The organism is Agromyces sp. ISL-38 (assembly GCF_018613935.1).
Lineage (GTDB): Bacteria > Actinomycetota > Actinomycetes > Actinomycetales > Microbacteriaceae > Agromyces.
In genome coordinates this window covers 226,096-239,753 of sequence record NZ_JAGGPF010000001.1, presented here as the reverse complement: position 1 = coordinate 239,753, position 13,658 = coordinate 226,096, and the positions used below count along the sequence as shown (strand labels likewise).

At 66.1% G+C, this 13,658-nt stretch carries 14 protein-coding genes; 6 read left to right on the top strand and 8 right to left on the bottom strand.

Going from position 1 to position 13,658, the window contains the following annotated elements; translation table 11 throughout:
• Nucleotides 1–204 precede the first annotated feature (204 nt).
• Nucleotides 205–705: a hypothetical protein gene (locus J7E25_RS01115; protein WP_214867131.1), complete on the top strand. Its 501-nt coding sequence runs from the start codon at nt 205–207 to the stop codon at nt 703–705.
• A gap of 158 nt (nt 706–863) precedes the next feature.
• A complete protein-coding gene (locus J7E25_RS01110) occupies nt 864–2,063 on the top strand; it encodes a low temperature requirement protein A (RefSeq protein WP_214867130.1) in 1,200 nt (399 codons plus the stop codon).
• Between the two features lie 57 nt (nt 2,064–2,120).
• Here J7E25_RS01110 and ctlX read toward each other — a convergent pair whose 3' ends face one another.
• A complete protein-coding gene (gene ctlX / locus J7E25_RS01105; protein ID WP_215007059.1) occupies nt 2,121–3,089 on the bottom strand; it encodes a citrulline utilization hydrolase CtlX in 969 nt (322 codons plus the stop codon).
• 119 nt (nt 3,090–3,208) lie between these two features.
• On the opposite strand from ctlX, the gene J7E25_RS01100 reads away from it, so the two are divergent.
• On the top strand, nt 3,209–3,643 hold the full coding sequence (locus J7E25_RS01100; protein WP_214867128.1) for an Lrp/AsnC family transcriptional regulator: 435 nt from the start codon (nt 3,209–3,211) through the stop codon (nt 3,641–3,643).
• Between the two features lie 148 nt (nt 3,644–3,791).
• On the opposite strand, the gene J7E25_RS01095 is transcribed toward J7E25_RS01100, so the two are convergent.
• Nucleotides 3,792–4,883 (bottom strand): hypothetical protein, encoded by a 1,092-nt coding sequence (locus J7E25_RS01095; protein ID WP_214867126.1) that lies wholly within the window; start codon nt 4,881–4,883, stop codon nt 3,792–3,794.
• Nucleotides 4,884–5,136: 253 nt separating this feature from the next.
• On the opposite strand from J7E25_RS01095, the gene J7E25_RS01090 reads away from it, so the two are divergent.
• Both J7E25_RS01090 and J7E25_RS01085 read left to right on the top strand, forming a co-directional pair.
• Nucleotides 5,137–6,369 (top strand): Gfo/Idh/MocA family protein, encoded by a 1,233-nt coding sequence (locus J7E25_RS01090; protein ID WP_214867124.1) that lies wholly within the window; start codon nt 5,137–5,139, stop codon nt 6,367–6,369.
• Between the two features lie 15 nt (nt 6,370–6,384).
• Entirely contained in the window at nt 6,385–7,398 is a 1,014-nt protein-coding gene (locus J7E25_RS01085; RefSeq protein WP_214867123.1) for a LacI family DNA-binding transcriptional regulator, read from the top strand.
• A gap of 112 nt (nt 7,399–7,510) precedes the next feature.
• On the opposite strand, the gene J7E25_RS01080 is transcribed toward J7E25_RS01085, so the two are convergent.
• The 5 genes from J7E25_RS01080 to J7E25_RS01060 all read right to left on the bottom strand — a co-directional run bounded on the left by J7E25_RS01080 (nt 7,511) and on the right by J7E25_RS01060 (nt 11,486).
• Complete coding sequence (locus J7E25_RS01080; protein ID WP_214867121.1) at nt 7,511–7,837, bottom strand: carboxymuconolactone decarboxylase family protein; 327 nt, start codon at nt 7,835–7,837, stop codon at nt 7,511–7,513.
• A 76-nt stretch (nt 7,838–7,913) separates the two neighbouring features.
• Complete coding sequence (locus J7E25_RS01075; protein ID WP_214867119.1) at nt 7,914–8,654, bottom strand: SDR family NAD(P)-dependent oxidoreductase; 741 nt, start codon at nt 8,652–8,654, stop codon at nt 7,914–7,916.
• Nucleotides 8,655–8,685: 31 nt separating this feature from the next.
• The gene (locus J7E25_RS01070) at nt 8,686–9,876 is read right to left on the bottom strand and encodes an MFS transporter (protein ID WP_251038690.1); all 1,191 of its coding nucleotides are present in this window, start codon (nt 9,874–9,876) and stop codon (nt 8,686–8,688) included.
• Nucleotides 9,877–9,976: 100 nt separating this feature from the next.
• Nucleotides 9,977–10,849 (bottom strand): aldo/keto reductase, encoded by an 873-nt coding sequence (locus J7E25_RS01065; RefSeq protein ID WP_214867793.1) that lies wholly within the window; start codon nt 10,847–10,849, stop codon nt 9,977–9,979.
• Nucleotides 10,850–11,003: 154 nt separating this feature from the next.
• A complete protein-coding gene (locus J7E25_RS01060) occupies nt 11,004–11,486 on the bottom strand; it encodes a nuclear transport factor 2 family protein (protein ID WP_214867117.1) in 483 nt (160 codons plus the stop codon).
• A gap of 239 nt (nt 11,487–11,725) precedes the next feature.
• Between J7E25_RS01060 and J7E25_RS01055 the strand changes: the two genes are divergently transcribed.
• A complete protein-coding gene (locus J7E25_RS01055; protein WP_214867115.1) occupies nt 11,726–12,421 on the top strand; it encodes a TetR/AcrR family transcriptional regulator in 696 nt (231 codons plus the stop codon).
• Nucleotides 12,422–12,548: 127 nt separating this feature from the next.
• Here the strand turns inward: J7E25_RS01055 and J7E25_RS01050 are convergent, their stop codons facing one another.
• The gene (locus J7E25_RS01050; protein WP_214867113.1) at nt 12,549–13,568 is read right to left on the bottom strand and encodes a LacI family DNA-binding transcriptional regulator; all 1,020 of its coding nucleotides are present in this window, start codon (nt 13,566–13,568) and stop codon (nt 12,549–12,551) included.
• Between the last annotated feature and the right edge of the window lie 90 nt (nt 13,569–13,658).

Sequence of the window (13,658 nt, the reverse complement as noted above, 5' to 3'; positions counted from 1 at the left end):
GACCTCGCCGCTGTGGCAGACGCCGTTTCGATGTTCCGGCAGGCCTCTTTCGGATCGCCCCCTCAGCCGTCGGCTGAGTTGGCGCTTCGCCTCGACCTCGAGAGAGCGCAGAGGATCTCGGCTTCTGCAGACGGAATGACCCCATCGACATCGGTGATGGCGCCTCTGGCGTCGGCACCGAGAACAAGGAGAAGAAGAGTGTCTTTGAGTGGATTTGTCGGCCTCGGCCTGGCAGCGAAGATCGCGATCGGCGCGGGCGCCGCGGCGGCAGTGGGCATCACCGGCGTCGGCGCGGCCGGCGCAACCGGCGTGTTGCCGACCGACGCCCAAGTGGTCTTCGAGCAGGTCACCGGGGTGCACCCGGGCGGCGAGCACGTGAGCGACGCCGGTATCGAGAACAGCGAGTTCGGCATCACGACGTCCGAAGAGGCTCAGCTGAAGGCCGAGGTGAAGCGCGAGGCTGCGCTGGAGAACGCCACGGACAAGGTCAAGGCCGGCCTTGAGTCCGCCACCGACAAGGCCCAGGCCGGCCTTGAAACGGCCACCGAGAAGGCCCAGGCCGGGCTTGAGACGGCCGAAGAGGTCGGACAGACGGGCCTCGAGGCCGTCGAAGGCGCCGGTGACATCGCCGACGAGGTGGGCGGAGCTGTCGACCTCGACGGAGACGCCGGCGTCGACGCCGGAGCAGGAGTGCAGGGTCACTGACCCGCGGCCGAATCACTCGAGAACGGACCCTCGCCGACTGGCGGGGGTCCGTTCTCGCGTGTGGATCTTCAGAGGCCGCGCGCGGCCGCGCGATCGCTCCTGGCGAACTCGATCGCCGTCCGTATCGCTCCGGGCTCGTCGTCGTGCAAGCTGATCGCATGAGCGCCGAGCACGACGAACACTCCCGCACGCGATCCGCGCGGTTACGCATCGCGAGTGCCCCGAACCGGGTCACGACGTTCGAGTTGTTCTTCGATCTGGTCTACGTGTTCGCGTTCACCCAGCTGAGCCGGCTCATGGCCGAGACGCACTCGGGGCTCGGCATTCTCCAAGCACTCATCCTGCTCGGCCTCCTCTGGTGGACCTGGGAGTCGTACGGCTGGCTCTCGAACCAGGCGCCAGCCGACCAGGGGGTCATGCAGGTGGGCATGAGCATCGCGATGATCGCGGTGTTCGTCACGGCGCTGACGATTCCCGAGGCGTTCCATGACCTTCCGGGAGGATGGCACGCTCCGCTCGTGCTCGCACTCGCCTATGCGCTCGTGCGTGTCATCCACACGACCTTGTACATGGTGGCGGCCGGCGATGACGCGGCCCTGCGTCGGCAGGTGCTGCTGACACAAGCTGTCGCGATGGCGCCCGCGACGGCGGCCCTCATCGTCGGCGCCGTCGTCGGAGGACCGGCGCAGACGTGGATCTGGCTCGGCGCATTCCTGTACTACGCCGCCCTCACGTATGCGAGCTCCCGCGGCGGCGGTGGCTGGCGCCTGCACTCGCCGGTGCACTGGGCGGAACGGCACGGACTCATCGTCATCCTCGCGCTCGGCGAGTCGATCGTCGCGATCGGCGTGGGCGTCGCACGTGAGCCGATCGACGGCCCGATCACCATCGGAGTGGCCCTCGCCGTAACGCTCTCGATTCTGCTCTGGTGGGCGTACTTCGCTCGCGCCTCGGCGGCCGGGGAACTTGCCCTCGAGCGCCGGAGCGGTGCCGCGCGAGTGGTGCTCGCTCGCGACGCGTACACGTACGTGCACGTGGTCATCGTGGCGGGCGTGATTCTCGCAGCACTGGGCGTGGAGGAGGCGATGACACACATCGGCGCGCCCGAACCCCTCGGTTGGTTCGGCGCCTCGGCGCTCGCCGCGGGTCTCGCCCTCTTTGCGTCCGCGACCGCGTTGTTCGGCCGCCTGGTCGACCTGCCGTGGCCCGGGATCCGGCTCGTCGCGGCGCTCGTGCTCGCGGCATCCGTTCCCGTGCTGGCCGCGGTGCCTGCCGTGTGGGCGCTGGTGATCGTGGTGGCGGTGCTCGCGGCGATGGTGGCGCTCGAAGCTGCGCAGCGAGCCCCGGTGGTCGAGTAGCGCCGGGCGACGCCCATGCATATCGAAACCACCCGCCCGGTGCGACGCCAGTCGGTCTCACCAGCCGCGGGGGGAGTCCTCGTCCATGCGGCGCAGCGATCTCGGCCGCCGGTCGAGGTGGATGCCCGCGATCATGCAGCGGATGGAGCCGCCGGCGAGTTCGATCGTCTCGACGTCGACGGCGAGGATGCGACAGCTCCGCTCGATGATCTCGCGCTGGGCAGTGGTGAGGCTCGCCTGCGCCCTGCGGGACATCGCGAGGATCCGCCCTCGCGAACCACGAAGCTCGATCGCGTTGCCGGCGAACTCGTGCACCTGGCTCCCGCTGAGCGCGACGACCTCCTTGCCGGATTCGGCCAAGCGAGTCGCGACCTCGTCCCGGCGCTCTGCGGGCGTGATCAGGTCGAGTCCGACCAGTGCGAAGTCAGTGGCGACGGCCATCATCACGTTCGTGTGATAGACCGGCACGCCGTGCTCGTCGATCGCGTCGAACAGCATCGGCTGATACTCGAAGTCCGCGCAGAACCGTTCGAGTGCGGCCGGGTCGGCCCGGTGCGATCGCGCCACGTAGGCGACCCGGTTGACGTGGTCGAGCACCATCGCCCCGGTGCCCTCGAGGAAGATGCCGTCGCGTTCGAGCCCCGAATAGTCCACCACCTCGCTGACGACGTACTCGCGCTCGAGGAACTCGATCACATCCCAGCGTCGCTCGGCTCGGCGATTCGGGGTGAACATCGGATACGTCGCGACGCGACCGTCGGGGTGGGTCGAGAACCAGTTGTTCGGGAACACGCTGTCGGGGCGACCGCCGTCGGGATCCTCGAAGAGATGCACGCCGACGCCGGCGCTCTCGAGTGCCGCCGCCACGGCGGTCACCTCGTCGTAGGCGGCCTGGGCGATCTCCTCGTCGCTGCGGCCGGGGTCGAGCGACTGAAAGGCGTTGTCGACGGCCGTCTCGGGATTCGGCCTGAATCGGTGCGGGCGGATGAGCACGACCGCGCTCGGCGCCTGAACGGACAACGACACGCCTCCTCTCCTCGTTGCTCTCACCGTACGAGTGTGCGATATGCAGCGGCAATGCGCTGAATGCGTCATTTCGCCCAGTCGAGTGCGCAGAAATGCATCGGTTGTTATACGGTCTGAGCATGGCTCTCCCGCTCGACGACCTTGACCGAAATCTCCTGGCGGCCTTGCGGGCCAACGGCCGAGAGCCGGTCGCCAGCCTCGCCCGCAAACTCGACGTGACCCGGGCAACCGTCAACAGCCGGATCGATCGACTCATCGCCTCGGGTGTCATCGTGGGGTTCTCCGCGGTGATCCGTGAGCAGGACGACCTCGACTCGGTGCGGGCGATCGCGCTCATCGAGGTCGAGGGGCGAACCACGACCGACGTGATCCGGCATCTTCGGGGCATCCCCGAGATTCGCTCGCTGCACACCACGAACGGGAGCTGGGATCTCGTGGCCGAGATCCAGACCGACAGCCTCGGCAATTTCGATCGAGTGCTCGGCGCGATCCGGTCGATTCACGGCGTGCAGAACAGCGAGACGAGCCTGCTCCTCAGCTCAGTGATCGCGTGACGACTGAAGAGCGCTGTCTGCGTGACGCGGTCGTCGAGCGGATGCCGCGGTGGGCCCTACCTCGACGACATCAGAATCCCGTCGGCTCCGTCTCGAACTCGGGTTCCTCTCGAGTCGAAGGTCCTGCGGTTCGGTACCTACTTGGCGTTCACCGCGCCGGCGGGGCGGGCGCCGACTCGGTGACGTCAGTCTGGGTGCTCGTCGTCCGGAAGCTCCGGCCACCGACCGTCAGCACGACGGCGAAGCTGACGAGCGCCGACATGAGTACGACGCCCGAGCTCATCGCCGGCGACCAGTCGAGCCCGAGACGGGCTGCGATCGCGATGAGCTGACCGGTCCAGACGAGCAGCGGCAGAGCGGATGCCACGATCAGCTCCATGGCCCGCTCGCTCGCCCGTTGCCGGAATCCCACCACGACGAGATCGAGCACAACGGCGGAGACGAAGGCGGCGACGACGGACGACCCCAGCGTCTGGAAGCCGGTGAGCACCGACGCCATTCCCGCAATCGCAGTCACGAGCACGGTGAGTGCGCCCGGGAACCAGGCTCGGGTGCGAAGCAGGGAGATCGCGGGGATCACGAGCACCAGGGAGGTGAGGATGAAGCTCCCGAGGCCGGCGGAGGCCAGGCCCTCGGACACGACGTGCTGCTCGGTTCCCTCGGGCGCGTGCGACAGGGGAATGGTGGGAGCGTCGGTGACGAAGGCCGAGAGGAAGGTGAGCGCGAACGCGGCCACACCGGTGATGCCCACCACGGCGAGGAGCGCTGGGATGCGAGCCGCAAGTGGCGCGGTCTCGCCTCGGCGGAACGCGAGGAACGGGCCGCTCAGCAGCAGCGAGCCGCCGACGAACAGCAACAGGTGCGAGGGGCTGAGCAGGGCATCGATCCCGAACTCGACACCGAAGATCACGTGCCAGATCATGTCTGCGACGCCGCCGATGGCGAAGAGCGCGGCACCGACCGTCGCGAACCCGTAGCCGGCGGGAATCACGACGATTCGCGGCGAGCCCGAGCGCCGCGAGGCACGGAGGCTCATGACCGCAAGCCAGAGCACGAGGAGCGCGAGTCCGCCGTAGAGGAACGCGTGCCACGGTGTGAAGAACGAGTCGGGAAGGCCCATGATGTGCGCCCGGCCATCGGCGTACACCGCCGAGACGACGACGAGGCCGAGCACCGCGGAGACGGCGTCTTCGGGGAGGGTGCTCTGCGGGATGAGGGATTCGCTGGTGGCAGCGTTCATGAGGCTAACATATACCCCCTAGGGGTACATCGTCTACGGGCACACCTGACCGTTTCGGTTCGCTCCGCAAAAGTCTACGCGTGTTGCGTCGTGCTGAGAATCACTGGCAGCCCCCCAGCAAAGCCGGGGATGTCTGCGAGTTGTCACGAGTAGATTTGCGTGTCAGGATGACTCTACTTCGCGATCACACCGACGCTCAGCTCTCCAGTTTGCGACGAAGAGCCCATGAGCATTGCTCCCTGAAAGGCTTCACATGATTTCCATCGGAGTGGTGGGAGCTGGGCAGTTCGCCGCCCAGTTCGCCACCCTGTTCAAGGTGCACCCCGATGTGAGCACCGTCTTCGTGACGGATCTGCTGCCCGAACGGGCAACGGAGCTCGTCGATCGCGAAGATCTGGACGGCACGGTTGCCGACTTCGAAGCTCTTCTTGCCTCCGACGTCGATGCGATCGCACTCTTCACCCAGCGCTGGACGCACGGGCCGCTCGTCGTCCAGGCGCTTCGTGCCGGCAAGCATGTGTACTCGGCTGTCCCGATGGCCATCTCCCAGGAGGAGATCTCGGCGATCATCGAGGCGGTACGCGAGACCGGCCTGACCTACATGATGGGCGAGACCAGCCACTACAACCCGGCCACCGTCTTCGCGAGGAAGAAGGTCGCCGAGGGAGCTTTCGGCCGCATCTTCTATGCCGAGGGCGACTACGTCCACGACATGGACCTCGGCTTCTACTCCGCCTACCAGTACAGCGGCGGCGCCGAGTGGAAGAAGACCGCCAGCTACCCGCCGATGCTCTACCCCACTCACTCGGTCGGTGGGGTGCTGGGCGCCGTCCAAGGCCATGCGGTGAGTGTCAGCTGCATCGGAGTCCGAGACGACCGCGACGACGGAGTCTTCGACAAGGAGATCAGCCAGTTCGACAACGACTTCTCGAACGCCAGCGCCCTCTTCGAGCTCGACAACGGCGGCGTCATGCGCATCAATGAGATGCGGCGCGTGGGCTACCCCTCGCACATCAGGGAATCCCGGTTCCGGTACTTCGGCACCGAGGCCAGTTTCGAGCAGCTCGCCACTGTCAGCGTCTGGCAAGACAAGCACGATGTCTTCGACATCAGCGACAAGATCGCGACCAAGCCGACCATGTCGCTCGACGACCCCTCGCTTGCCAACGTCGCCCCAGAACTGCGGGAAGCGTTCGTGTCGGGCTACGCCGAGGTTCACGACGTCGATCGACTCCCCGAGGTGTACCACGGCATCCCGAGCGGACACGAAGGCAGCCACCACTTCCTCGTCGACGACTTCGTCCGCGCCGTTGTCGACCGCACCCTCCCTCCAGTGAACGCGTGGGTGGCGGCCCGCTACACGCTGCCCGGCATCATCGCCCACCAGTCCGCTCTCCAGGGCGGCGCTCGCCTCGAGATCCCCGATTTCGGTGATGCCCCCGCCTCGGTCGACGCGTCGAATACACTCGACCGACAACGAGGCTGAGGGGTCTGTGAAGCCGTGACGAACAGTGCATCGTCGCACGAGCGAGTCACGCGTGCCGACGTTGCCCGCTATGCCGGAGTGAGCACCGCTGTCGTCAGCTACGTCGTCAACGAAGGGCCACGACCGGTCGCCGCCGCCACGGCAGAACGCGTCCGCAACGCGATCCGCGTTCTCGGCTACCGTCCCAACGTCAGCGCTCGAGCCCTCCGAACAGGAACCACACGGCTCCTCGGGTTCATCTTCCCCGAGATCGACAACCCGCTCTGGGCGGAATTCGCGCTCGCCGTGGGCGGCGCGGCGGCCAAACGCGGCTTCGACCTGATCCTCGCCAACAGTGAGGGCGATGCGACCGTCGAGCGGCAGCACATCCTCAACCTGGCAGCACGACAGGTCGACGGCATCATCATCACGAGCGTCTTGGCACGCCCGGATGTCGCAGCCCTTCCCGACACCGGGGTACCCATGATTCTCCTGAACACGTTCCGCGAGGTTCCAACATTCAACAGCGTCGGTGTCGACGCATTCCAGGGAGCCTACGAGGGTGTGCAGCACCTGATCAGCCACGGTCACACCACGATCGGCCTCATCATCGGTGGCAGCGGCGGCGCCGACATCGAGCTCCGAGAGGCAGCCTGGCTCCAGGCCATTCGAGATGCTGGCCTGCCTGACGGGCCGATCGCTCGCGATGCGTTCTCCCGCGAGGGCGGCTACCGGGCCGGCCTTCGACTCTTCGCCGGTCCTAACCGGCCCAGTGCCGTCTTCGTCAGCTCCGATATGCAGGCCATCGGCCTGTACCGCGCACTCTACGAGTCGGGACTCTCCGTTCCGGGCGACGTCGCAGTGGTCGCCTTCGACGGCACGAAGGAATCAGAGTTCACCAATCCCCAACTCACGGTCGTGCAGCAACCGGTGCAGGAGCTGGCCGCCACCGCCGTCGAACAGGTCCTCGCCGGGGAGTCGGTCCATGCCCCCCGGCGCTTCGTGCAGCCGGCGACCCTGGTGATTCGTCAGTCCTGTGGGTGCGAGTAACCCCCGCCACTTGGCATCCGCTGCCGTCAGGAACTCTCCTCCTGCGTGTGTTCCCCGGCGTCATGGAGCTCGAGCAGATGGCGCCGCTGCGAGACGGAGAGCTTGGTCGTCCCTATTCGGTAAACACCTTCTTCGCTATCCCCATCGCACCCATCCCCTTGGGCCAGCCCGCATAGAAGGTGACGTGAGTCAGAGCTTCGATGAGCTCTTCCCGGGTCACGCCGTTCTCAACGGCACGGCCGAGGTGGAACTCGAGCTGGGGAAAGTCGCCACCGGCCGCGAGCACCGCAACAGTGATGAGGCTGCGATCGCGGGCGGAGAGCTCGGGGCGGTTCCAGACGTCCTCGAAGAGCACGTCGTCGGTGAGGGCGGCGAGCTTCGGAGCGAAGTCGCCGAACATGCGGCGTCCGCCGCCTATCTGCTTGGGCTGGTCAGTCATGAGGATCCTCTTTCATTGGTGGGTGGACGGGTTGGTCCTACTGTTGCAGCAGCGCTTTGATGGCGCGGCGTTCGCCTCAGCGGGTGGTCGGGAGGGCGACGCCGGTGTGGTCGGCGAGCTGTGCGATCAGTTCGTCCTGAAAGCCTTGGTTCAGGGTGGCCGGGTGGGGTGCCTGTTGGTGCATGTGGTGCCAGTACCCGCCGGTGACTTCGGCTCCGGGGTCGTCGCTTCCGGCCAGCCATGCCTGGGTGAGGTGGCCTTCCCGGAGGTCATCCGACGCCGCGGGCCCACCCATGCGAGTGGGCACCCAGCCGGGGTCGACGGCGTTGCTGAAGGTATTAGGCCAGGCGCGGGCGACGAACATCGTGAACGCGGTGATGAACAGTTTCGAGTCGGAGTACGTCTTGGTGGCTCGGGTCCCAGACCAGTCGACGCCGGTCAGGTCAGCCCGCCCGCCGCGATGCATGCCACTGCTGAGGTACACCAGCCGGTCCGGACGCTCGATCAGCGCCGTGAGCAGGTAGGGTGCGACGACGTTCACCGGGAGGAGCGGGGGTCCGTCGACGACGCCGGCGTTGTGAATGACGGCGTCCATCCGGCCGATGCTGTTCAGCTGTTCTGCGATCGCGCGGACGTCGTCGGTATGGGCGAGGTCTCCGACGACGACTCGAACACCGCGCGCGGTCAGATCGCTGAGGGCGTCGGCCCGGTGGGGGTTGCGGGCGTGGAGGACGAGCTCATGCCCGTCCTCGATGAGGTCGAGGGCGGCGTTTCGGCCGAGACCTTCTGAGGATCCGGTGATGAAAATGCGAGACATTCGGGGATCTCCTTGCTGGTGTCGAGCGGTGTCAGTTCTGGTCGGTGAGAGCGCCGCGGCGGGTGAGAACCCAGACCAGGAGCGCGACGATGATGATGGCCAGGGCGGTGCCGGTGACGGCGGTCCACCCGCCGGCAGCCCACAGCGGCCCGGCGAGGGCGGAGCCGATCGCGCCGCCGAGGAAGTTGCTGACGACAAATGCGGTGTTCAGGCGGCTGCGGTTCTGGCCGGGCAGGGACAGCAGCCGGGTCTGGCCGAGTACGAGGGTGGCCTGCGCGGCGAGATCCAGCATGATGACGACCACGATCAGGCCGATGACGGAGGACTGTGCCAGCGAGGCGCCGACGAGGGAGGCGGCCAGGAGGCTGAGCGCGATTCCAGAGGATGGCACTGACCAGCCGCGGTCGTGGAACATGCCGGCCCGCCGTGCGGCGACTGCACCCACGAGGCCCGCGAGGCCGAACAGGCCAATCTGGCCAACGGATAGCGAGAACGGCGACGCCGAAAGCAGGTAGGTCAGCGAGGTCCAGAACAGGGAGAACACGGAGAACACCGCTGCGCTGATGAGGAGCGTGGGCGCGGCTGCTCGGTGCTGGGCGACGGTGGTGAACACGGAACCGAGCAGGCGGAAGTAGTTCGTGGCCGGGCGCTTGTCCAGCCGGGGGATCAGGAACGACAGCACCACGGCGAGGGCGACGGTGAGGATCGCGGCGAAGACGTAGATGGCGCGCCAGCCGATGAACTCTGCAACGGCTCCACTGATCGTACGGGACAGAAGCACGCCGATGAGGGCTCCGGAAGCGATGGTTCCCAGCACGCGCCCGCGCTGATCTGGTGCCGCGAGCTCACTGGCGAGCGGGGTCAGAAGCTGCGCGGAGACCGTGGTCAGGCCCACCCCGCCGAGCGCGGCGAGCAGCAGCGAGAAGGTCGGGGCGACGGCCGCACCGAGAAGTGCGAGCGCTGACAGTCCGAGGATCAGGGGGATCATCCGCTTGCGGTTGAGGACATCGCCAAGGGGGACGATCAGGAAGATTCCGAGCGCGTAACCGATCTGGGTTACGGTCACCAGCGAGGCGGCGACCGCGGAGGAGACGTCGAGCGAGCGAGCGATCTCCTCGATGAGGGGCTGAGCCCAGTAGAGGTTTCCGACGGCAAGACCGCCGGCGATCGCGAAGATGATGGTTCGCGTGCGCGTCATGCCACTGGTGGCGAGCGTTGTCATGATGTCCGTTCCTGATGATTGCGTGACACTCACGGCATCGATGAAACAGACCTGAGCCGGCCGCCGAACAGATGCGGCCCGCCCAGGGTGTTGGTAGGTCTCAGGCCTCGTCGATGACGATGCCGAACGACTCCGTGTCGAGGTTGTCGATGTCGAGGGTGTCGCCGGTGTCCAAGGCATCGACCCGTGCCAGCTCATCGTTCGTCAGTTCGAAGTCGAATACGTTGAAGTTTTGGGCGATGCGTTCGGCGTTGATGGACTTCGGGATGGCGGAGCGGCCCTGCTGGATGTGCCAGCGCAGGATGACCTGTGCGTTCGACTTGCCGTAGCCCTTGCCGATGGCGCGGATCGTGGGGTCGTTCAGCGGGTTGGTGGGTTCGCCGTTGTAGCTGCGGATGCCGCCGATCGGGGACCACGCCTGGGTAACGATGCCGTGTGCGGTGTTCTTCGCCTGCAACTCGGCACGGATGTTGTACGGATGCAGTTCGATCTGGTTGACCGCCGGCACGATGTCGGTCTCCGCGAGCAGAGCGTCGAGGCGGGCCGGCACGAGGTTGCTCACGCCGATGGCGCGAACAGCCCCGTCGGACAGGAGCTTCTCGAGCGCCTTGTACGCCTGGATCGTGCGCTCGAACTTTGCAGTCAACGGCTGGTGCAAGAGCAGCAGATCCAGCTGCTCGACGCCGAGCTTCTTCGCACTCTTCTCGAACGCGTGCAGCGTCTGTTCGTACCCGTAGTCGGTGACCCACACCTTGGTTTCGATGAACACCTCTTCCCGCGGCACCCCAGAGCGGCGCAAGCCCTCGCCAACCTCCCGCTCGTTCAAGTACGCGGCGGCGGTGTCGATGTGTCGGTACCCGAGCTCCAGCGCCGTCTGCACCGCGGCGACCGTCTCCTCCGGAGCAGTCTGGAATACGCCTAGGCCGATCGCGGGCATGGTGACGCCACTGTTGAACGCGACTGTCGGGGACATCTCTTCTCTTTCCATCTCTCGGTTCATTGTTGAAGGCTGAGCGCGTTCCGCCGGCAAGGGGTCGAGTCGCATCCGAAGCTGCTGAACAACTCTTTCGGCAACGGTGTGTCTCCTTCTTCGGCGGTCCACGACCGCAGGATGGCTGGCGCTGTGCTCAGGAGGCCTCCGCCGGAATACCGGCAGCGGGCTTGTGGTGGGCTCGCATGTCGCCGACGCCGTCAGCATCGACAACTCGCTCGTGAAAACGCCACGACCCGTCTTCGAATACGAACGTGTCGAGATAACGCCCCTGGAAGATCAGCTGCAGTGGGAAGTCTTCGGTCACCTGGATCGAGTCGACGTACGAAACACTTTGAGCGGTTGCGCCGTCCTCCGCGATGTCGATGAGCAGGTTGCTCACCACATGCCGGGTGCCAAGCCGGTCACCATAGACACGAATGACCTCGAGGGCAGCGAGATGCTCCGCGGCGCCCTGGCAGATCACATCGGGCGATAGCTGCCAGCGCGCGTGCTCGAACAGTGCGGCGGCGCCGGCCAAGTCGGCGCCATCCAGGCGATGGCAGTAGGTGTAGATCAAGCGTGTGATCGCCGATTCGGCATCGCGACGCTGCTCAGATGTCAGCATGTCTTCCTTCACTTCTCATCGGCAGCACAACTGACCCGTTCACGCTGGGCGTCGGAGCGTTGACTGCGACGAATCTGGAATACCCGAGTCAAGACGCGGGCATGGGAGGCACCGGTTTGGGTGCCGAACTTCGACTTTGGACGCACGCCGCCGGACGGCAGCAAAGTTGAGCTCAAAGCGGATACGGCGCATCCGTATATAAACTATCACACAAGCGGATACCTCGCAACCGCTTTGATAGGGTCGTGCACATGACCGATGTCAAGCTGCGCAAGGATGCTGCCCTCAACCGCGCACGACTCTTGGAAGCAGGGCGCGAGGTCTTCGCCCAGCGCGGGCTCGACGCGACCCTGAACGATGTCGCCCACCATGCCGGCGTGGGCGTGGGCACCGCGTACCGACGATTCGCGAACAAGGAAGACCTCATCGACGCGATTCGATATCAACAGGACAATGAACTCGAGGCAATCCTGAACGAATCTCTCGCCATGGGCGACCCCTGGGACGGACTCGTGCTCTATTTGGAGAAGTCGCTCGCTCTGCATGTGAGCGATCGCGGGATGGCTGAACTCCTCACCGGTCGGCGCGTCAGGCCGGAAATGCACGATCAGAGCCGCAACCGACTGGCGCCACTCGTGAATCGCGTCGCCGAACGTGCACGAGACGCCGGAGTCATACGTGCAGACGCTACCGGTACCGATCTGATCTTCCTCCAGATAGCCTGCATCTCCATCAGCACCGTCGTGCAGGACGGACCCGAAATCGAAGAACGCAGCGATACCCGCGACCTCTACCGCCGCTATCTCTGGGTCATGCTCGATGGCCTGACCCCCCAACGCGGCGACACCGCACCACTCCCCGTACAGGCACTTACGACGGGCCAGCTCCACGCACTCCTCAGCGACCCCATCGCCGGGGACAACTCACACGCGGCGCGAAGCACCTGACCCGCCCCTGGCCCACAGCCGCCACAGCTCATCATCCTGCTCGATCGTGAACAGATACGTACCTTCGGACCAATTCTTCCCGGGTGGTGCGTTGACCGGTTGACACCGCCCTCGGAATCGACCGATCTCATTCGTCCCTGGTCGACTCGCGTTCGATGATGCGGAACGGCGACTGCAGTTCGCGCGGCGCGACGTCGTCGGAGGTGGCGCCGCCGATGCGCTCGAGCAGCAGCTCGACCGCCATCGCGGCGATCTCAGAGCGACCCGGGTCGACGGTCGAAAGGCTCGGTCGCGAGAAGCGTCCATCGTCGACGTTGTCGAATCCGATGAGTGCGACGTCCGACGGCACGTCGATGCCATCCTCCTGCAGCACTCGCAGGGCGCCGAGCGCGAGTTCGTCGTTCATGGCGAACAACGCATCGAAAGGCTCGCCGCGCGCAAGCAATTCGCGCATCGCCTTGGCGCCGTTGCTGCGATGCCAGAGGTCGACCTCCACGACGAGCTCGTCGCGCAGCTCGATGCCGTGCGCACGGAGCGCCTGCACGTATCCCTCGTAGCGAAGAACGGCGGAACCAAGGCGTGCGTCGAGATGCGCGCCGATGACGGCAATCCGCTCACGCCCGAGCTTCAACAGGCTCGCGGTCGCCGCGGCGCCAGCCTCGACGTTGCGCATGGTCACGCGGTCGACGTTCGCGTCGGGCAGCCGCTCGCCGAGCAGGACGAGCGGCGAGCCGATGTCGAGGAGCTCGGTGTCCTCCTCCGTCATGCCGAAGGGGCTGAAGATGAGCCCGTCGGTGAGCTGTCGTCGCGGGCCGCGCAGGAGTTCGAGTTCCCGGGCACGGTCGCCGCCACGCGTCTGCTCGATGAGCACGACCAGGTCGCGTCGCTCGGCCTCCTCGATGACCGCATCCGCGAGTTGCGCGAAGTAGGCGAGTGACAGCTCGGGGACGGCGAGTCCGATGACGCCCGTTCGACCGGATCGCAGGCTGCGGGCGGACAGGTTGGGTCGGTAGTCGAGCTGGGCCACCGAGGCGAGCACCCGCTCGCGCGTTGCCGCGCTGACCCTGCCGAGCCCGTTCACGACGTTCGAGACGGTCTTGATGGAGACGCCGGCGTGCTGCGCGACATCGTGCAGCGTCGTACTCACGCGTCCTCCGATCTCGTTCGACACCACGCCAGCGTACAACGTTGTACCTACCGCTTGACAGTCGATCCGGGTTGGGTTTAGATGCTGGTA